This window comes from Verrucomicrobiota bacterium (genome assembly GCA_027622555.1).
In the GTDB taxonomy this organism is placed as follows: Bacteria; Verrucomicrobiota; Verrucomicrobiia; order Opitutales; family UBA2995; genus UBA2995.
The window spans coordinates 1-18,624 of record JAQBYJ010000048.1 but is presented as its reverse complement, the minus strand read 5'-3'; the positions used below and the strand labels follow the sequence as shown (position 1 = coordinate 18,624).

The following is an 18,624-nucleotide window of genomic DNA, read 5'->3' as shown; positions in this document are numbered from 1 at the left end:
ACGGAAGTCCAGGAAAATGGAAGATCGAGCGAATACCTCTGCTCTTAGAAATGCTGTCAGGCCTCAGATTTGTGAGAACGAAGCGCATCCCTCGAAGCTCGATCCACCAAGGTAAAGAGCTCATCGATTTCATCCTTATCCTTGGAAACTTTGTGGCCTTTTACTTTAATAAACTCACAGTTCAATTGATCGATTAGCTTATAGAACTCTTTGTACAATTCGGAGTTGTTGAGCGGCCTACCTGCGCTGGAAAGAAATGCATTCTTTTCAAGGCGATCCCGTCTTCGTAATAAACCCAGGATATTCTGAGAGTCGGTATGCACCAAAATCTTTTTCCCGAGCTCTCGCACTTCGGACAACGCCCACAACAAAGTCTGCAATTCCAGCTTTGTTGAAGAGGTTGGGTGAAATTGTTTCATTCTGACATTCCGCCGGTGGGAATCCAAAGAAAGCCCTCGATCCATCACGACCAGATAAGCGCCGAAACCGACCCCGGCTTGCACATTCACACTTCCATCCGTAAATAGTAACAACTCACTCATTCAGCATCATAATATTTAGCAGTTCCATACCGGATGGATCTGACTCAAAGTCTCAAACAAAGGAAACAGAAAGAGACTCTTCCGTGTTATTTGAGAAGGCGACAGGATAAATTCGCCAAAACGATTTTACGAGTTGAACCGCTGGCCTGACAGTGCCAGAGTCAGGAAAACACACCCTGAGTATTGAATCATTTACCCTGATAAAAACCACCATGTTCGCAACAAATCGTAGACAATTTTTAAAACAAACCGCTATTGGGTCCTCGCTTCTTATCTGTGGGACACGAGCATCCCAGGCCGTCCTGGGCGCAAATGACAGACTCCGCATTGCTGTGGTCGGTCTACATGGACGGGGGAAAAGCCATGTATCCGGCTGGTTGGAGCAAGACAATGTTGAGATTGCTTACCTGGTTGATCCGGATGCCGATGTGCTGGCCGAAAAAATGGCTGATCTGAAAAAGCGGGTAACCGGTACCTTCAATTGCAAAGGCCTATCGGATGTGCGGAAGGCATTGGAGGATCCCAACCTGGACGCAGTTTCGGTCGCTACTCCCAACCATTGGCATACACTTATCACCATTTGGGCGGCGCAAGCCGGCAAACATGTATACGTGGAAAAGCCTATGAGTCACGATGTTGCCGAGGGCCGAGTGGCCGTTGCAGCCCAGGAAAAATACGGTGTCGTAATCCAGCACGGAACTCAGCGTCGGAGTGAGGCATCCATCGCGGGCCTTCACGAAGCGATTCAAGCCGACAAGTTTGGGAAATTGAAAATTTCATACGGTTATTGCTGCAAACCACGCGATGGCATCGGATTCCAAACGACAGGTGCCGCTCCCAAGAACCTGGACTGGAACCTCTGGCGTGGTCCCGCACAGCTGGACGACTACCATGCCAACTATGTGCATTATAATTGGCACTGGTTTTGGCCAACGGGGAATGGTGACATGAACAACCAGGGAACCCACCAATTGGATGTGGCTCGTTGGGCACTGGATAAAGATCAAACGCATCCGGTTAGAGTGATGGCATTGGGTGGACGATTCCAATGGCAAGATCAGGGTGAAACACCGAATACGATGTTTGCCATTGCCGAATATCCCAATGGACAGCAGGTGTTTTTCAATGTGCGCAATGTGAACTACGAAGGCTACGAACGGCAGGTTGAAAATGAATATTACTTTGAAGACGGTGGCCGGATTATTCGCGACCTGTACTATGCCAAAGGAAGCACAGAAGGCGAGCCTTTGGACTTGCCCGACGGACATGTGACACCTGGCGGCAACTGGGGAGCTTTTATCGCGGCGTGCCGTGCCGGCAAACCCGAGATGGCCAATGGCAACGTGGTGGAAGCACACAACGCCTGCGTAATGGGTCACCTCATGAACAATTCTTACCGCCTCGGCAAAAGCGTACCCTTTAACAAAAAGGCCGGACGCTTTGGTGACAATTCCGACGCCTACGACCATTTTTCGACCCTCCACGCGGTCATGGAAACAGGTGTAGGATTGCCTCAGGATGGAACCGAATATATCGTGGGTCCATGGCTCACGTTCGATCCAAAGAAGGAACGTCACACCGGTGCGTTTGCAAGAAAAGCCAATGCATTGCTGCAAGACGAGAACCGGAAGGGCTTCGAAGTTCCTTCAGCGAAAAAGGTGTAGCCGATCACGCTAGACGGTAATTGTCATGAGAATCTCCTAAGGCTAGGAGAGCCACCGCAATTCATAAGCGCTTCAAATTCTCGATCGCAACGTTTGCTTGCTCATACGCCCGGTTACGCTCCCTCAGAAAATGTTTTTTATAGTCGCCGCTTCCATAAGCGGTCGCTTGACGAAAGTAGAAGACATGCTTTGTCCATGGATCATTATCGCTTGTGAATCCAACGATCGCGTTTTCGAGAACACCCGCATGTTCGAGCGTCTGAACGATTTGCACCACCGACCATTCCAGTTCTGGTTTCGAAGTCCAGGAATCCTGTAGATGACAAGCTTGCATGAAAAGAATGGCCAATAGGACTCAATTGACAGGAAGCCTATCAACCGGCTGGATTTAATCATGAGATCTTTTCGGATTATCAGCCTTACACTTGCAATGCTCTGGCCCGCTGGATCCGTTTTCGCTGAACAAAAACCAAACGTGGTCCTTATCATGACGGATGATCAGGGATACGGAGATCTGTCCTGTCATGGCAATCCCGTCCTGCGAACTCCGAATATTGATCAGCTCCATGGGGAGAGTGTCCGTTTCACCGATTTTCATGTCAATTCAGGCTGTGCTCCCACGCGAGCGGCCCTAATGACAGGCAGGACTGCCCAGCGAACAGGGCTCTGGCACGTAGTGATGGGACGTTGCCTACTGCATCCGGATGAGGTAACCCTCGGGGAAGTTTTTAAAGCCGGAGGGTATCGTACCGCACTGTTCGGGAAATGGCATGGCGGTGACAATTTTCCCTATCGTCCCCAGGATCAGGGATTCGATGAGGTTCTGACTCACGGGGGTGGCGTGGTCGGCCATGTTCCCGATTGGTGGTTAAACGATTACTTCGACGACCACTACCTGCATAACGGAACCTGGGAAAAACAGAATGGTTACTGCACCGATGTCTGGATAGACCACGCTATCGAATTTCTGGCTGAAAAACAGGATGAACCCAAGTTCGTCTATTTGCCATTGAACGCTCCACACAGTCCTTTCCAGGTGCCAGAAAAATATACAGAGCCATACCGCAATCGACCGACCGAAGTGCCGGAGGAAAATTTCTATGGCATGATTGCTGCAATAGACGAAGCGATTGGCCGACTCGACCAAGCACTGACCGACCTGGGTATTCGCGAGAACACCATCCTGATTTTCATGACGGACAACGGAACCTCCCGCGGCATCATGTACCCAGAAAGTGGGGTCGTTGGATTCAATGCAGGCATGCGCGGGAAAAAAGGTTCGCCCTACGAGGGTGGTCATCGGGTTCCCTGTTTCATACGATGGCCTGACGGAGGAATCGGAGGTGGACGCGATGTCGACACCCTAACCACTCATTACGACCTAATGCCAACTCTTACTGAACTTTGTAACATCGCTAATCCTGCCGGTGTGAAACTGGATGGTCGAAGCCTTGTCCCCTTGCTCAATCAATCAGGGAATGAATGGCCGGAGCGAACCATTGTTAGCGACCTACAACTTACAAACGAAACACCGACCAAATGGTCACGCACGGCGGTAATGACCGAACGCTGGCGACTCGTCAATGAAATGGAACTCTACGATATTATTTCCGATCCGGGACAGGAGAACAACCTCGCAGAAAATCAACCGGATATCGTTCGCACACTTACCCAGGACTACAATCGCTGGTGGGAAGATGCATCAGAGAATCACAGCCGTGATTGTGAATTGCTTCTTGGATCCAAAAGCGAAAATCCAACGCTCCTTACATCCTATTACTGGAACAACGAAAGCGGTGAGCAGCGAGACATGCCCTGGGCGCATACGCATGTGGTATCGGGACCTTTGCAGAACGGATGGTGGCGGGTAAGCGTGGAACAAGCAGGCCGTTATGCGTTTCGCTTGCGACGCTGGCCGGAGGAAAGCGGATTGGCCATCAACGAACATGCCGATTACCTGGAGCCTCCAGAAACATCCTGGCATCCGGTTGAGGCAGCAAAACTGTTGGCCACTCGGGCGAAGATCCAAGTCGGCAATATTGAAAAAGAAATCGTCATTCCACCCGATGCGAAAGTGGTGGAAATGGTTATCAAATTACCCAAAGGAAGCGCCCGCATGCAGACCTGGTTTTATGACGACAATGGGCGTTCGCGCGGAGCTTACTATGTCGAAGTGGAGCGATTGCCCTGAAGACGGATCACCCTCCTCAAAGATGTTTCTGGAAAAATCGGACCATTTCAGCCTTTGGTTTTTCACCCAAGTCTTTGTATCCATGGCCACCCGTTTCATAATATACAGTTGAAGATTCGATTCCGGCGGCCTTCATCTTTTCGTGCATTTCCTGAGATTGTAACCAAGGGACCGTCGAATCGTCCTTACAATGAAGAAAAAGCATAGCTGGATCATTTTTGTCGATGTGATTAATTGCAGAGGCTCTTTGCCAATGCCGATTCTTTGACTTAAACGAAGGACCAATCCATTCCCCGTTTTGGTATCTGCTATGGTATCCATATAATGGTGATCCGGACTCCCTCGGTAAGAAATCAAAGCCGCGGCATAACCGTGTTCAGCCAGGTAGATAGCAGACGGCTTAAACCTCTGTCCATTTTGTGGCCTGAATCCACCGCCCTGAATGACTATCACACAGGGAACCGGTTTCTCTGATCCTTGAGGTACCAACAGGTCCAACGTCAGCTCTCGATCTGTTTTCGAATAAACCAAATCTTTGTGGACGGAATATTCACCTCCGCTCTGCGCAGACACGCCAAGTCCGGAGCTTAGAAGACTCACGACCAGAATAAGAATTGGGCTAATTGTGAAAGAAGGAAGGAGATACTTCATATCGCACCAAGGCTGAATAAACTATTGAACAAGGTCAATAGGATGAGTGGAAATTTAAGGAGTAGCACTGAATCCATTTATTTCGCATAAATAACTTCGACTCTCCATAATCCTTAGGAAAACTTTAAGCACTTATGAAAAGCCTTACGCTGATTCTCACCTTTTCGTTCCTTTCGTTATCCCAGCTCCAGGCCGCACAATTCAAAGCACTCGTCTTTGCCGACGCACACGACACTTGGCACTACCCATGCGTGCCGGTTGCTAGGGAGTCGTTTGAAGCATTGGCGGATAAACACTTCTTCTCTCTCACCTTTGTAGATACCGAAAAACAATTCGCTCAGCAAACATTCGCGGACTTTGATGTCATCGTATTTATAAGTGCGAATGCCTGTGAACTGAATGAGAAAAAGCGCGAAGAATTTCAGGCGTATATTCACAACGGCGGTGCGATTGTCGGTGTTCATGGGGCATCCGCCACGCGCAATGAACCCAAACATTGGTTGTGGTGGAACGAGCTGATGGGTCGATTGTTCGTCAAACATCCGGTGAAGCAAACGGGAGTCATGTCTGTAGTAGACAAAGATTTCCCAGGCTGCATGCACCTGCCAGACAAGTGGCTCTGGACAGACGAATGGTATGAGTTCGAAGCACCACTGCCAGCTAGTTTGAACGTAGTCCTCACGGTGGATGAGAAAACCTACACACCCAGCAAAGAAAATGCGATGGGCGACTACCACCCGATCGCCTGGTATCATGAGTTTGAAGGGGCGCGCGTATTTTACACGGCGATCGGGCACATCGCCGAATCCTATAAGGATGAAGCTTTCCTCCAGCATATTTACGGCGGAATGGTCTGGGCGGTCGGGCAGCAGAAGTAGGAACTTTTCCGTTTCGATTTATCCGCCAGCAATGGCTCCAAGAATAATTAACGGTTGGGTTCCATTGATAACCGGCTTAGGTAAAATTGCATCCTCCGGCACATGAGTGAGATCCTGATCACAGGCAAAAAACCGCAGAAGAGGTCTGCGCTGTTTGCTAATAGAATCCCGAATGGTTCCTTTCAAAACAGGATACTGCGATTCCAGCTCATCTAGAACCGACGTTTGAGTAATCGGGTCTTCAACATCGAGCTCCACCTCCCATCCAACAGAAGCCAAAGCCTGAAGGTGAAATGGAATAATAACTCGGATCATGGGAGCGTTTGAACTTCCACCGAATACACGGCAGGCAAATCTCTAACGATGGGAATCCAGTTGTCCCCGGAATCAGATGAGCAGTAGACTTGTCCACCAGTAGTTCCGAAATAGATGCCGCAGGAATCGAAAGAATCGACGGCGGTCGCATCGCGAAGGACATTCACATAACAGCTATCCTGAGGAAGACCATTGATCAAAGGCTCCCATTCATTGCCACCCATACGACTTCGGTAGACGCGTAATTTTCCTTCGGGCGGGAAATGCTCCGAGTCGCTCTTGATAGGAATGACGTAAACCGTATCTGGCTCGTGAGCGTGGACCTCAATGGGAAACCCAAAATCACTCGGCAAGTTTCCACTGATCTCATGCCAGTTCTCTCCGGCATCATCACTGCGCATGACATCCCAATGTTTCTGCATAAAGATCACATCAGGACGAGCAGGATGTTGCGCGATCCGATGCACACAATGGCCTACTTCTGCTGTCGGGTTTGGAATGTATTCGGAATGCAAACCTTGATTGATCGGCTTCCAGCTCACCCCAGCGTCGTCGGACCTGAACGCTCCAGCTGCGGAGATGGCAATGAAAATGCGATCCGGGTTTAAAGGATCCTGAATGATGGTGTGAAGACACATACCACCCGCTCCCGGCTGCCAGAGAGGACCTGTCCCATGCTGGCGCAATCCCGGGAGTTCCAGCCAGCTGTTTCCTCCATCGGTGGTTTTAAAGATAGCTGCATCTTCGACACCGGCTAACACCGTATCCGGATCTGTCAGCGAGGGTTCGAGATGCCAGACCTTCTTGAACTGCCAAGTCTTAAGTGAGCCATCGTACCATTGATGAGTTCCCAGTTCTCCTACGTAGTCGAAGGCCTTGCCAACCGGTTCCCAGGTTTCGCCACCATCATTGGAGCGCTGAATCATTTGACCAAACCAATCGGAACACTGGGACGCGTAGATGCGGTTCGGGTCCACAGGCGATCCTTTGACGTGAAAGATTTCCCAACCACCGAAAAAGGGCCCAGCCACCTTCCAGTCCTTCCGTGCTTCATCAGAGCTTAAAACAAAGGCACCTTTTTTTGTACCGACTAAAACTCTGACTGAACTCATACTATTCTCCTATATAAGATTGATGGGGAGATTAATCCGATTTCGAAACGGAAAACAAAGCTTAGTACGACTCGCCAGGGAAGCAATTTATTTTTCCAGGCAACCTGAGTTTTGTGAACGCAATTCTTGATTCGCGGACCTTGAGTATTTGTCATTACGATTACTGCCTTCAATATCCATAAATGGTAGGGCAATCGCGTCCTCGCGATGCCGCCAAGATCCTGATTCGTGAATCAGAAAAGTTTCGTTATCGGGAGCAAGCTCCTCTCCAACATATTTGGTTTGTGCCACGCCCGTTTTCACGGCTCAAAAGAGTAGCGAGACCGTAAAGCGAACATCAGTCCGGCCACTCCTTCAAAGGGTTCTAAACAAATATGATTCTGTACCCATTATTCTGTTAAGAAAAAAGACAGAATTATGAAGAACAAAATCATAGTATTGCATTTATGGACCATGATAAAATCGTGTATAAGGCCAGGGGATAAACTCCCTTCTGCGAAAGGCGTTGTCGACGACATCGACCAAGCCGATTAATGCGGCGCGGAGATGGATTGGTGGAATTCGCCCAGTAGTTCGTGATACTCGCGATAACCGGGAAAGAAGGGCGGTATGTTTTTGGCATTCCAGTCTTCGTAGAGTTTTATCAGACGGCCAAGTACTTCGGGATTGGAGGAAGCGAGGTTGTTGGTTTCGCCGATATCTTGGGCAACATTGTAAAGTTGTATTCCGGCCTGGTCTCGCGCCTTGGTAAGTTTCCACGGGCCACTGCGAACCGCGTAATCGATTCCATTTTCCATACGCCAGAAAAGCGCTTCGTTGGGTGGTCCCGATTTCTTGCCCGTGACATAAGGAAGTAAATTTACACCTTCCAGTTTCTCTTCAATAGCTGCGCCACCCAGTACCAGAGCCGTTCGCATAAGATCGATGGACATAACGGAGTGATCGTTTGTCTGACCCGCCTCTATCTTGCCTGGCCAGGAAACCATGAAAGGGACTCGAATTCCGCCTTCATAGACTTCGCCTTTTCCCCCACGCAACGGACCATTGTCCGAGGAGTTGGCCTGCTCAGGGCCACCGTTGTCACTCATGAAACATACGATGGTGTTTTTTCGCAAATTTAAATCCTCGAGCGTCTTGATCACTCGACCCACTTCATCGTCCAGTGCATGAACCATGGCAGCGTAGGTGCGGCGTTTGGTGTCTTTGATGTGTGAGTACTTTTGTTTGTAAACCTCCGGGGCTTGCAAAGGACCGTGTGGCGCATTGTAAGCCAGATAGAGAAAAAATGGTTTATCCTTGTTTTCTTTTATAAAACCAATCGCTCCATCGGTGAGTGTCGTGGTTAAATAACCATCCAGACCTTTCGGCTGACCATTGAGCTCAAGTGGAGCGAAATAATTTTCGTGAAGTTTGATATTCAAATCCACGGCAAAGTATTGATGACCACCACCTCGGAATCCGAACCAGAAATCAAAGCCCCGGTTATTCGGCTGAAATGGCTCCGCGGCCCCTAGATGCCATTTCCCAACGGCACCCGTTGCATAACCCGCATCCTGCATTCTGGCAGCAACCGTCTTCTCGGTTATCGGTAAACCCATAACCATATTGTGCTGATCATAGGCGATGTTCCGTTCGTAACCAAACCGATGTTGATAACGTCCTGCCATCAAGGCGGCCCGCATCGGGCTACAATAAGGATGGGATGAATATCCACTGGTGAAACGAACACCGGATGCGGCTAATCGATCGAGGTTGGCCGTTTCAATATCTCTGCAACCGTAGGCAGCGACATCGCCATAGCCCATATCGTCTGCGAGAATGAATACGACGTTTGGCTTGTCCTGAGCATTTAACAAGTAAGCGACGATGAAGAACAGAGGTGAAAGAAGGAAATTTTTCATAGAGTATTTTTTCTTATTAGATCCGAAGAAAAAGCAGTCTCGCAAGCGCAACTGCAGGAGTAGCATTACGCCGCGATCCGAGTCTTTAAATGCAAGCTGGGGATTGGCGTTCCCAGGAAAATAGCAGTTTCCGTCCGGCGCTGTCGGCGACATCGCCCTACCCAAATGAGGCATTGCGAGGACGCAATGTTATTCGGCGCTTTGCTGGTAGATGTGTCACGTTGTTTGGGAGCCCTACCTTTTCCTCAAGCAATAATCTCCTGGATCACCTTGCCCGCCACATCGGTGAGCCGGAACCGACGGCCGTTGTATTTGTAGGTCAGCTTCTCGTGATCCATTCCAAGTAGGTGGAGAATAGTGGCGTGAAGATCGTTAATATGGACCGGATCCTTGGCTACTTTGTGACCGAGTTCGTCGGACTCGCCGTAGGAGACACCTCCTTTAATTCCTCCACCAGCCATCCAAACGGTCATGGCATGTGGATTGTGATCGCGGCCCGGTTTTAGGGTGCCGATTTGCGCAACTGGCAAACGACCAAACTCACCGCCCCAGATTACCAAGGTATCGTCCAACAAACCTCGCTGCTCAAGATCGGTTAATAGGCCTGCAATGGGTTTATCCGTCTCTCCTGCGAATTGGCTGTGATTGCCCTGGATATCAATGTGCCCGTCCCAGGCCCGCTGGTTTGCCGTGCCGCCGGAGTAGATTTGCACAAAACGCGTGCCTCGTTCAAGCAAGCGACGGCCCATCAAACACTGGCGACCGAAATGCGAGCACTGAGCATCATCGAGACCATACAACTCTTTGGTATGCGAAGCTTCCTGGTCTACATCAAACGCTTCCGGCGCCGCCGTTTGCATCCGGTAGGCCAGCTCGAAGGTTTCGATGCGTGCGGCTAGCTCGGCATCTGAAGATTGCTGCTCCAAGTCATAGCGATTGAGTTGGTTAATCAGGTCCAACTGTGCCCGTTGCTGATTGTCCGAGAGAGCATCCAGTCGTTTCAAATTTAAAATGGGATCTCCTTTTTGGCGCAGTAAGGTGCCTTGATAAACACTCGGCAAAAAACCGGAACTCCAATTCGTCCTACCTCCCTTGGGAACTCCACGCTCTTGGGGGTCTGACATTACCACAAAACCTGGGAGATCGTTGCTTTCGCTCCCCAGTCCATAGGTAACCCAGCTTCCAAGGCAGGGAAATCCTGTCCGAGGCAATCCGCTATTCATCATGAACAAAGCCGGAGAATGATTATTCGACTCCGAGTAGAGCGAGTGGATAAAAGCCATTTTATCCACATGCTCGCCCAGGTAAGGAAATATCTCCGAAACCATTTTTCCGGATTGGCCTCTTGGAGAGAACTTGAAGGGTGACTGTAAAATGGAACCAACTTCTTTGGAAAAGAAACCGGTAAACTTATCGAAACCGTCCAGGTCTTTTCCGTGATACTTTTCCAATGTAGGTTTATACTCCCAGGTATCCATTTGACTGGGACCACCATTAATAAACAACCAGATAACCCGTTTCGCCCGTGGAGCAAAATGCGGAACTTTCGGAGCCAACGGGCTCAACGCATTTCCGCCAAGTGGATTTGCGGCAGCGAGTAATCCCTGTTGCTGAAGCAAGCTCGTAAGCCCAATCATGCCCAAGCCCATACCACACCGCTTCAACATCTCCCGCCGTGTCATCGACATCGGATCGTCGTGATGCTCGGGGCCGCAGTGGCCGTATGGATTGTTTGGGTTCATTTAAATTATGGTCCTCTTACTCTTCATCTTACTTTATTGCGTTCTTCGAAGAATTCGCGAGCAAGCTAGCTCCTACATTGCGCATCGATACTAAAAAGGCAGGAGTAAATTTATTCGCGATTCGCAGGAATAGTGCCAAGCTGGGGCTTGGCGTTCCCAGGTGAGTCGCGAATATACCGAGCCACCAGGCGACAGCGAAGCGAACAACATTTGCTCCTGCAAAATGTCCAGAAACGGCACTCATCGTATATACAAAAATTCATTGAGGCTGAGCAAGGATTGGCAGTAATCAATCAGAGCCTTGTTTTCGTCGAACCCTTGATCTCGGTACACAGCTTGTTGTGTTTGCAAAAACTCAATGCCCATCGTGATCTCTTCCTGCTTTGGAAATCGATTCAGGACGATTTGATAGGCCAGTTTAATTTGAGCCTCCACACCTTCGTCTTTGGATAAACGCTTGGCCAGTCCTTCGGCAAATCTGCGCGTTTGAGTGCCGTTTAAAAATTCTAGCGCTTGAGGTGCGATGGTTGTGCTGGCTCGTTGTCCAATCCCCACCAAATGCTCCGGCCAATCGAATAGCGTCATTTCCGGAATGAGCGCAGCTCGTTTAATAAAAAAATAGATGCTGCGTCGGAGCATATCAGGATCTCGCGTACCGGGACCAAATTGAGTTCTATCGAGCAATCCTGACACCTGAAGCAAAGAATCCCGAATGACCTCCGCTTCAACGCGCCTTCCGGGAAATCTCCACAGTAAGGTATTCTCAACATCGGCCTGTGCTTTGGAAGGATCGACAGCGGACGTTTGCCGATAAACAGCACTGGTCATAATCTGTTTCTGCAAACGTTTCACATCCCAACCATGTTCAACAAAATCGTGAGCCAACCACTCAAGAAGCTCTGGATGCGATGGATCTCCACCTTGTTTGCCAAAATCGCTGGGCGTTGCCACCAGACCTCGTCCAAAGTGATAATGCCAAATCCGATTAACGAATACACGCGCCAGTAAACTTCCGGCTCCACTTTCTGTATTAGTCAACCATGCCGCCAACTCGCTACGAGGATTCGAAGTTTTAATTTCGCTTTCAAAATGCTTCTGATCTCGAACGAGCACCTGAGGAAACCCCGGAGTAGCGATTTCGACTTTTTGTGTCACATCACCACGCTCAAGGTAGTGAGTATTTTCATAGAAAGAGGGATAACCTCGGCCAACACTGGCATGCCAAATGGGAGGAAGAGAATCTGATGCTGCAAGAATCCGCGTCCCATTCAATTTTGGTTGATCCAGAATATGTTGCATTAACTTTTCCTTCCGAGCCACCCATTCGGGATGAGTGCGCCCATACCAACTCCGCAAGGCTTCGGTTTCATTGTTCCTGAGCAGATCCGGATTTATTCCGACGAGTAATTTTAATAAACTTTCGTAGGCAAGAACAGGTATACCTTCCGAATTCTCAACAGCCGCCTTGTGATCCTGCGTAATCGAAAAACGGGGTCGTCCAACCATTTGTTGAATATTGAATCCAGAAGTAACGGTTATCTTGATCCTTGTTCCGCCTGTGTATCCCACTGGCTTGGCAAACCGAATGACCAATGCCTGGTCCTTGCCAAATCCCTCGAAGTCAATCGACCAGCCTTGGGTAACTTGGTTGATGGCTGCAGCAGCACCCAAGGAATCGTCATTCTCTTGAGAAGTGGCTTCGGCCGATTTAAGATCGACCCTCTTCCACTGGGCATTTGACGACCCCAGATCCTTAATTTGGACAGCCAGTTCTCGTATGGTAAATCCTCCTTCGTGATCGCGTCCCGGACCCCCTTTTGGCAGGATTGGGTGGGTTAAGGTTTCCATCCGGAGTCCAACCATGTCCTGCACCATGGTTTCAGATTCGACCGTAAGAACTTCGAAATCCATTTCCGGATTTTCTTCACTCAAAAGCAGGGAGTCGTCCCACAATTTTTCAACCGTTGAACCTTCCCTGGAATCAAAGGTGTCCGGATTCAACACCAACCACCGTTCCAATGGAATTTGAAACGCGCCAGAACGCATCCATGATTGAAAAGGCTTCTCCAAAACGGCCTCTTCAAAAAGCATTAATTGGGCAGCATAATTTTGACCTTCAAGTGTCCACTGGGATTTACTTAATTTATTGGCTCTGACATCAGGGTTATGATCTACGTAAGCCCGAACCGTTCGCGTAAAATTCGAAGCCAGCTGATAGTAATCTTTCGAAGAAATTGGATCGTATTTGTGATCGTGGCAGCGTGCGCAACCTACTGTGGTACCCAACATTGCGGTACCTATCGTGTTTACGATATCTTCCAGCTCATCGTAGCGGGAGGATTCGAATTCTTTCTCGGTCACTACGGTGGAAACGACACCTCCATTTAAAAAACCCGTCGCCATGAGTGCCAGTGGATCTTCTGATGCCAACTCATCACCAGCCACCTGCCAGCGAATGAATTGATAGTAGCTCATATTTTGATTGAAAGCTTTGATAAGAAAATCCCGGTAATGATAGGCGTAAGGCCGGTCATAATCGATTTCAAAACCGGAGCTTTCGGCAAAACGGGCAATATCCATCCAGTGCCGCGCCCACCGTTCTCCGTAATGTGGTGATTCCAATAAGCGATCAATCATTCGCTCGTAGGCCATCGGCTGAATATCGTTTACAAATTCATCCACTTGTTCGGGCGTTGGTGGAAGTCCAATTGCATTCAAATAAGCTCGTCGAATAAGATTTCGATCAGGACTCATGGGGTTGGGTGACAATCCGTTTGCTTCAAGTTTCCGGAAAATAAAACGATCGATTTCGTTGCGCGACCACTCATCATTTTCTGAAGCGGGAACATCCGGATTAGAAAGCGTTCGATAAGCCCAATAATTGCGATCCTCATCCGTAATAACCAAAGATTCACTATCCGCTAAGATAGAACTATCGGACAAAGGTTTGTCGTAAGGCGCTCCTAGATCTATCCAACGTGTGATCGCCGCAATGGATTCCTCATCAAGCTTATCTCGTTCATGTGGCATGAACGGTTCGTAGTGATGAGTGATAGCGCCGATCAGATCACTCTCGACAGACGAATCAGTGACCAGGCCACTTGCAAACAACAACTCACGAGTGGACATATCAAAGTCACTTTCAATCTTTTCGCCGCCGTGACATTCCAAACAATTTTCCGTAAGAATGCCTAGCACCTGGTCTTTAAACAAAACCAGCCCTTCGGCCATTGCCTCAGCGTGAGATACCTTGCCCTCAGACGTGGACAATTCGGCAAAGCCGGTTCCGGGCGCTGTCAACAGCCCGAGAATAAACAAAGGAATTTGTCTAACCCAGCGATCCATAGTTTACAGCGGCGGAAGCTCTACTCCAATCTGTTCAAAAATACCACGCGGCGCTCCCCCCGGAATCGGGTCAGGGCGAATCTCGACGAGCAGGTTGTTTTTAATTTTATAGAAAAAGTTGTGCTCCGGAATCGCAACCGTTTTACCTGTGGGAGCGACACCAGCGAAACCCGGGAATTCCAAAGAAGCGGTATGAGTCCCGCCTTGCCTCCATCTCACGGCAAAACCTCCGTCCGTCAACTGCTTCAGTCCATCATGATCATAGCTCCAATCAGGAAATCCGCGGTACAGCGCTGTCAGGAACTCGAGAATCTCCGCCTTGCCCATCGTCTTGGCAGGAGTTACAAATCGAACGTCCTCTGCCAGCGTGCTCGCAATCAAGTCGACATCGTGGGTCCTGAGACCTTCCATATAGTCGAGCAGTACTTGAGGAATAACTGATTCTACTGGTAACATTTTAATTCTAACTACAAGGTGATTCAAAAGACCTCAATCAAAACCATGACACTCCACAAAAAGATCAGGTTCACTTTATTCCTGTTTGTCGCTTTTCTTCCCGTATTGAAAGCCGTTGAAATTGATCGGAAGAATTTCGACTCATCGGACGGCTTTGAGCTGGAGACACAAAAGAATGGTTTGAGTCTGGCCTGGGACACTTCAGATGGGACTGCCTTTATCGACCTACAGATCACTCCCACCCCGGGAAAAGCCAACGGGCCCTTGATCAAAGCTATAGGCGTGGATGGGAAACCTATTTTGAGTAATATTGACCCCAACTACCTCTTCTGGGTCGGAGACCGAGATCTGGAAAAGCGACCGGATGGCTGGATGATCTTTTTTGACCGCGTGCCCACACGCCCTTACTCCGTTGAGAAAGGATTCCTATCGCCAGAAACTATTTCAGTATCGTCCAATGAAAGCCGGGCCGTCATAGAATTGGATGGGCTAGCAAGCACTCACTTTTCGGGAAGTTTGGCATTTATTTTTTATAAAGGCAGTCCATTCGTTCAGATGGAAGCACGCGTGTCCACACAGAGACCAGCGACCGCGTTCCTCTATCATGTCGGGCTAAGCGTACCCGAGACAGACGGACTCCGCCTCAATTGGATAGACTCGCTCGGCAATCCACAATCAGCGGATGTGAAACAGGAAACCGCCCGCGTCTATCAAACTCGGTATCGATCGATCGCGCTGTCATCTCCAAGCGGTTCCGTAGCGATTTCACCATTTCCGCATCAATTTCTCTACCCTTTGGATTTTGTGGAAAACTATGGTTACAACTGGGCAGGCGACGAATACCTCGACATGATCGACGGGTTTTCCTTCGGAGTGCGACAACCGCCTATTGGTGATCGACGATACGTTCCCTGGGTAAACGCCCCTCCCGGAACGAAGCAGAAATTAGGAGTGCTGCTATTTTTGTCAGAAGGCTCAGGTCATCAGAACCTGGATACGGTTCGCAGCTACACAAGAAACGACACCTTCAAACCGCTGGACGGCTACAAGACTTTTTCCAGTCACTATCATGTTGAACACTCCTTGGATTACATCGAGAAGCAGGGGGAACAAAAAACCGAGGGAATCCCGAACGGATTGCTGAATCCGGAATTTGTCGATGTCTTCAAACGCATGGGTGTGGATATCGTTCACCTCGCGGAATTTCACAGAGGAGCGACCCCCCGACTGGGAACTATGGAGCGCCTGGAGCAGTTAAAGGTCATGCACGAGGAATGTGCCCGACTATCCGGCGACGGCTTTTTGCTGCTCCCCGGCGAAGAGCCCAATGTTCACTTTGGTGGTCATTGGCTTAGCTTTTTCCCCAAGCAGGTGAATTGGGTTCTCAATCGGAATGAAGGTCAACCGTTCGTGCAGGAGCTGGATGGCTATGGTACGGTCTACCATGTGGGTAGCTCGGAGGATGTATTAAAACTCCTGGAAATCGAAAACGGTCTCGCCTGGACAGCACATGCACGCGTCAAGGGTTCCACCGGATTTCCCGATGCGTACAAAGATACCTCTTTCTTTAAAAGTGATCGTTTCTTCGGCGCCGCGTGGAAGGGCATGCCAGCAGACTATTCCAGAGACACCCTTGGCTGGCGCGTGCTGGATTTACTGGACGATATGGCAAATTGGGGAACTCCCAAATACGTGATGGGCGAAGTCGACATCTTCAAGATTTTCAAAGATTACGAGTTATTCGGGGCCATGAACATCAACTACATGAAACTAGATTCCGTGCCTACTTATGATGACGGTTGGCAACCCGTGCTGGATGTTCTTCGGTCAGGAAGCTTTTTTGTGACTACCGGTGAAGTCCTGATTCCAGATTGCTCCTTCGACGGAAAGGAAAGTGGTGAAACGCTCCCAGCAGGAAATCTTTCAAATGTTCGTTTTCAGGCTAGCCTGGAATGGACCTACCCGCTTTCTCACTTGGAGATTGTTTCAGGGGATGGCAGCAGGATTATGCGAGAACGCATAGACTTATCTGAAACAGCAGAATTTGGTAAATTGAATATGGATGAACGGATAAACCTAAGCGGCCGAAAATGGGTGCGGATAGAAGTTTGGGATATTGCCAAGAATGGGGCTTTTACCCAACCGGTTTGGATAGACTGAAGGAGCTTTGAATAAAACACCGGGTGAAGGGTTTAAGACGATAGAACCAATAAATATTCGACCTAATCCAAGCTTGCACTTGTCAAACTCGGCAATACAGAAACATAATCCCGACAATTCGCGATTCTCGCATCCCTCCAGAAACTCCAACCCCGTTTTCAATGATTGATTGGTGAAACAGTCTTTTGCTCGTTCAGCAGGTATTTTATGGCATCGGAATTATCGCACTGTTGGTGACGGTAGTTCAGCTACTTTTGACCTTATTGGGCATTGGCGGCGACGCACTGGGAGTCGACTTTGACGTGACCTCAACCGATGCCGACCACTCCTCGGGACTCGGTATTTTTTCGGTGCAGACCATATCCGCATTTTTCCTGGCATTCGGATGGGCGGGCGCAGTGGCACTGGACTCGGGACTGCCACTGATGCTGACGGTATCAATAGCCTTTGTCGCAGGCGTCATTCTTATGTTTGGCATTTATAAGCTCATACTGACGATACTCCGGCTTCAATCTAAAGGGAATCTGGATTACTCAAACGCGATAGGCCAGACAGCTACGGTTTACGTTACAATCCCCGGTAACAATGAAGACGGAGGCGGACAGATACAGGTAAATATCCAGGACCGCTTCACCACCGCCAGCGCCCGCAAGCAATCAACCGGTGCAATCAAACCCGGGCAGAAAGTGAAAATCACGGGAATGCTCGATCAAACCTCATTTATTGTAGAAGAACTTTAATTCAAACCACCTAACGATCATGCCTGTAGAATTAGTCGGCGCAGCTGCCGTAGTATTTTTAATCCTGGGAATCCTAATAACTCTGGCCACCCGCTATAAGCGGTGCCCTTCAGACAGATTACTTGTCGTTTACGGGAAAGTGGCCGGAGGGAAATCAGCCAATTGTTACCATGGAGGTGCGGCCTTTATCTGGCCGGTCATTCAGGGTTACCAATACCTGGACCTGACTCCCTTGCCCATTGACATCCGCCTTGAAGGTGCCCTTTCGAAACAAAATATTCGGGTCAATACACCCTCTACTTTTACAGTAGGTATTTCAACCGAACCAGGCATTATGGAAAACGCGGCTGAGCGCTTGCTTGGTCTCGGTCTAGGCGAGATCAAGGAGTTGGCCAAAGATATCATTTTCGGTCAAATGCGCGTGGTCATCGCCACCATGGATATCGAGGAAATCAATACCGACCGCGATAAGTTGATCGCCAACATTTCGACGGGTGTGGAAGTCGAGCTAAAGAAAGTGGGGCTTCGCCTGATCAATGTAAATGTACAGGACATCACTGATGCATCGGGTTACATCGATGCATTGGGACAAGAAGCTGCATCCAAAGCGATAGCCGAGGCGAAAATTAAAGTAGCCGAAGCGGAGCGAGATGGCGACATCGGTGCCGCCGAAGCGCAACGAGACCAACGCATACGAGTATCTCAGGCGAATGCAACAGCCACCGAAGGAGAAAACTTGGCGACCGTAGAAATCGCCAAATCAAACGCGGAAAGACGGATGAAAGAAGCGGAAGCTGAACGCGCCGCATCAGCCGCGGAGAAAGTAAAGGCCGCCCAGGCACTGCAGGAAGCCTATAATGTGAGCCTGCCCCGAAAAATGGGAGACATGTTGTGCTAAACAATGCATAAAATGAGAACAATGAGTCA

General features: G+C 49.3%; 16 protein-coding genes and 1 pseudogene. 6 read left to right on the top strand and 11 right to left on the bottom strand.

From position 1 onward, the window contains the following. Positions 1 to 56 precede the first annotated feature (56 nt). A complete protein-coding gene (locus O3C43_13465) occupies positions 57 to 542 on the bottom strand; it encodes a ribonuclease H (GenBank protein ID MDA1067501.1) in 486 nt (161 codons plus the stop codon). A 152-nt stretch (positions 543 to 694) separates the two neighbouring features. On the opposite strand from O3C43_13465, the gene O3C43_13460 reads away from it, so the two are divergent. Continuing rightward, entirely contained in the window at positions 695 to 2,206 is a 1,512-nt protein-coding gene (locus O3C43_13460; GenBank protein ID MDA1067500.1) for a Gfo/Idh/MocA family oxidoreductase, read from the top strand. Between the two features lie 61 nt (positions 2,207 to 2,267). Here O3C43_13460 and O3C43_13455 read toward each other — a convergent pair whose 3' ends face one another. Continuing rightward, positions 2,268 to 2,540 carry a hypothetical protein gene (locus tag O3C43_13455; GenBank protein ID MDA1067499.1) on the bottom strand — a complete coding sequence of 91 codons (273 nt, stop codon included), beginning with the start codon at positions 2,538 to 2,540 and terminating at the stop codon, positions 2,268 to 2,270. 60 nt (positions 2,541 to 2,600) lie between these two features. Here O3C43_13455 and O3C43_13450 point away from each other — a divergent pair, with 60 nt between their 5' ends. Beyond that, positions 2,601 to 4,397 (top strand): arylsulfatase, encoded by a 1,797-nt coding sequence (locus tag O3C43_13450; protein ID MDA1067498.1) that lies wholly within the window; start codon positions 2,601 to 2,603, stop codon positions 4,395 to 4,397. Positions 4,398 to 4,529: 132 nt separating this feature from the next. Here the strand turns inward: O3C43_13450 and O3C43_13445 are convergent, their stop codons facing one another. Beyond that, positions 4,530 to 5,048 carry a hypothetical protein gene (locus tag O3C43_13445; GenBank protein ID MDA1067497.1) on the bottom strand — a complete coding sequence of 173 codons (519 nt, stop codon included), beginning with the start codon at positions 5,046 to 5,048 and terminating at the stop codon, positions 4,530 to 4,532. A gap of 134 nt (positions 5,049 to 5,182) precedes the next feature. Here O3C43_13445 and O3C43_13440 point away from each other — a divergent pair, with 134 nt between their 5' ends. Next, positions 5,183 to 5,926 carry a ThuA domain-containing protein gene (locus O3C43_13440; protein MDA1067496.1) on the top strand — a complete coding sequence of 248 codons (744 nt, stop codon included), beginning with the start codon at positions 5,183 to 5,185 and terminating at the stop codon, positions 5,924 to 5,926. An 18-nt stretch (positions 5,927 to 5,944) separates the two neighbouring features. Here O3C43_13440 and O3C43_13435 read toward each other — a convergent pair whose 3' ends face one another. The 8 genes from O3C43_13435 to O3C43_13400 all read right to left on the bottom strand — a co-directional run bounded on the left by O3C43_13435 (position 5,945) and on the right by O3C43_13400 (position 14,797). Then, positions 5,945 to 6,241: a hypothetical protein gene (locus tag O3C43_13435; GenBank protein ID MDA1067495.1), complete on the bottom strand. Its 297-nt coding sequence runs from the start codon at positions 6,239 to 6,241 to the stop codon at positions 5,945 to 5,947. Next, positions 6,238 to 7,353: an exo-alpha-sialidase gene (locus tag O3C43_13430; protein MDA1067494.1), complete on the bottom strand. Its 1,116-nt coding sequence runs from the start codon at positions 7,351 to 7,353 to the stop codon at positions 6,238 to 6,240. The genes O3C43_13435 and O3C43_13430 overlap by 4 nt, the downstream gene beginning before the upstream one ends. Before the next feature lie 87 nt (positions 7,354 to 7,440). Then, positions 7,441 to 7,656, bottom strand: a complete 216-nt coding sequence (locus tag O3C43_13425; GenBank protein MDA1067493.1) for a hypothetical protein — start codon at positions 7,654 to 7,656, stop codon at positions 7,441 to 7,443. Positions 7,657 to 7,883: 227 nt separating this feature from the next. Then, on the bottom strand, positions 7,884 to 9,254 hold the full coding sequence (locus O3C43_13420; protein MDA1067492.1) for a sulfatase: 1,371 nt from the start codon (positions 9,252 to 9,254) through the stop codon (positions 7,884 to 7,886). 245 nt (positions 9,255 to 9,499) lie between these two features. Continuing rightward, positions 9,500 to 10,996 carry a DUF1501 domain-containing protein gene (locus O3C43_13415; protein MDA1067491.1) on the bottom strand — a complete coding sequence of 499 codons (1,497 nt, stop codon included), beginning with the start codon at positions 10,994 to 10,996 and terminating at the stop codon, positions 9,500 to 9,502. A 28-nt stretch (positions 10,997 to 11,024) separates the two neighbouring features. Continuing rightward, positions 11,025 to 11,240 (bottom strand): hypothetical protein, encoded by a 216-nt coding sequence (locus tag O3C43_13410; GenBank protein MDA1067490.1) that lies wholly within the window; start codon positions 11,238 to 11,240, stop codon positions 11,025 to 11,027. Further along, positions 11,237 to 14,341, bottom strand: coding sequence for a DUF1549 domain-containing protein (locus O3C43_13405; GenBank protein MDA1067489.1), 3,105 nt, complete (start codon positions 14,339 to 14,341; stop codon positions 11,237 to 11,239). The genes O3C43_13410 and O3C43_13405 overlap by 4 nt, the downstream gene beginning before the upstream one ends. Positions 14,342 to 14,344: 3 nt before the next feature. Continuing rightward, the gene (locus tag O3C43_13400) at positions 14,345 to 14,797 is read right to left on the bottom strand and encodes an ester cyclase (protein MDA1067488.1); all 453 of its coding nucleotides are present in this window, start codon (positions 14,795 to 14,797) and stop codon (positions 14,345 to 14,347) included. A 45-nt stretch (positions 14,798 to 14,842) separates the two neighbouring features. Here O3C43_13400 and O3C43_13395 point away from each other — a divergent pair, with 45 nt between their 5' ends. From O3C43_13395 to O3C43_13385, 3 genes and pseudogenes are all read left to right on the top strand, one after another. Next, entirely contained in the window at positions 14,843 to 16,957 is a 2,115-nt protein-coding gene (locus O3C43_13395; GenBank protein MDA1067487.1) for a hypothetical protein, read from the top strand. A 185-nt stretch (positions 16,958 to 17,142) separates the two neighbouring features. Continuing rightward, positions 17,143 to 17,697, top strand: coding sequence for an NfeD family protein (locus O3C43_13390; GenBank protein MDA1067486.1), 555 nt, complete (start codon positions 17,143 to 17,145; stop codon positions 17,695 to 17,697). Between the two features lie 19 nt (positions 17,698 to 17,716). After that, positions 17,717 to 18,553 (top strand): annotated as a pseudogene (locus O3C43_13385) (flotillin family protein). Positions 18,554 to 18,624: the final 71 nt, after the last annotated feature.

What these genes read in the sequence shown, in the direction of transcription:
- O3C43_13455 (MDA1067499.1), bottom strand. Translation starts at nt 2,540, where the DNA reads ATGCAAGCTTGTCATCTACAGGATTCCTGGACTTCGAAACCAGAACTG.
- O3C43_13435 (MDA1067495.1), bottom strand. Translation starts at nt 6,241, where the DNA reads ATGATCCGAGTTATTATTCCATTTCACCTTCAGGCTTTGGCTTCTGTT.
- O3C43_13420 (MDA1067492.1), bottom strand. Translation starts at nt 9,254, where the DNA reads ATGAAAAATTTCCTTCTTTCACCTCTGTTCTTCATCGTCGCTTACTTG.
- O3C43_13405 (MDA1067489.1), bottom strand. Translation starts at nt 14,341, where the DNA reads ATGGATCGCTGGGTTAGACAAATTCCTTTGTTTATTCTCGGGCTGTTG.
- O3C43_13440 (MDA1067496.1), top strand. Translation starts at nt 5,183, where the DNA reads ATGAAAAGCCTTACGCTGATTCTCACCTTTTCGTTCCTTTCGTTATCC.
- O3C43_13400 (MDA1067488.1), bottom strand. Translation starts at nt 14,797, where the DNA reads ATGTTACCAGTAGAATCAGTTATTCCTCAAGTACTGCTCGACTATATG.
- O3C43_13430 (MDA1067494.1), bottom strand. Translation starts at nt 7,353, where the DNA reads ATGAGTTCAGTCAGAGTTTTAGTCGGTACAAAAAAAGGTGCCTTTGTT.
- O3C43_13445 (MDA1067497.1), bottom strand. Translation starts at nt 5,048, where the DNA reads ATGAAGTATCTCCTTCCTTCTTTCACAATTAGCCCAATTCTTATTCTG.
- O3C43_13410 (MDA1067490.1), bottom strand. Translation starts at nt 11,240, where the DNA reads ATGAGTGCCGTTTCTGGACATTTTGCAGGAGCAAATGTTGTTCGCTTC.
- O3C43_13450 (MDA1067498.1), top strand. Translation starts at nt 2,601, where the DNA reads ATGAGATCTTTTCGGATTATCAGCCTTACACTTGCAATGCTCTGGCCC.
- O3C43_13465 (MDA1067501.1), bottom strand. Translation starts at nt 542, where the DNA reads ATGAGTGAGTTGTTACTATTTACGGATGGAAGTGTGAATGTGCAAGCC.
- O3C43_13415 (MDA1067491.1), bottom strand. Translation starts at nt 10,996, where the DNA reads ATGAACCCAAACAATCCATACGGCCACTGCGGCCCCGAGCATCACGAC.
- O3C43_13395 (MDA1067487.1), top strand. Translation starts at nt 14,843, where the DNA reads ATGACACTCCACAAAAAGATCAGGTTCACTTTATTCCTGTTTGTCGCT.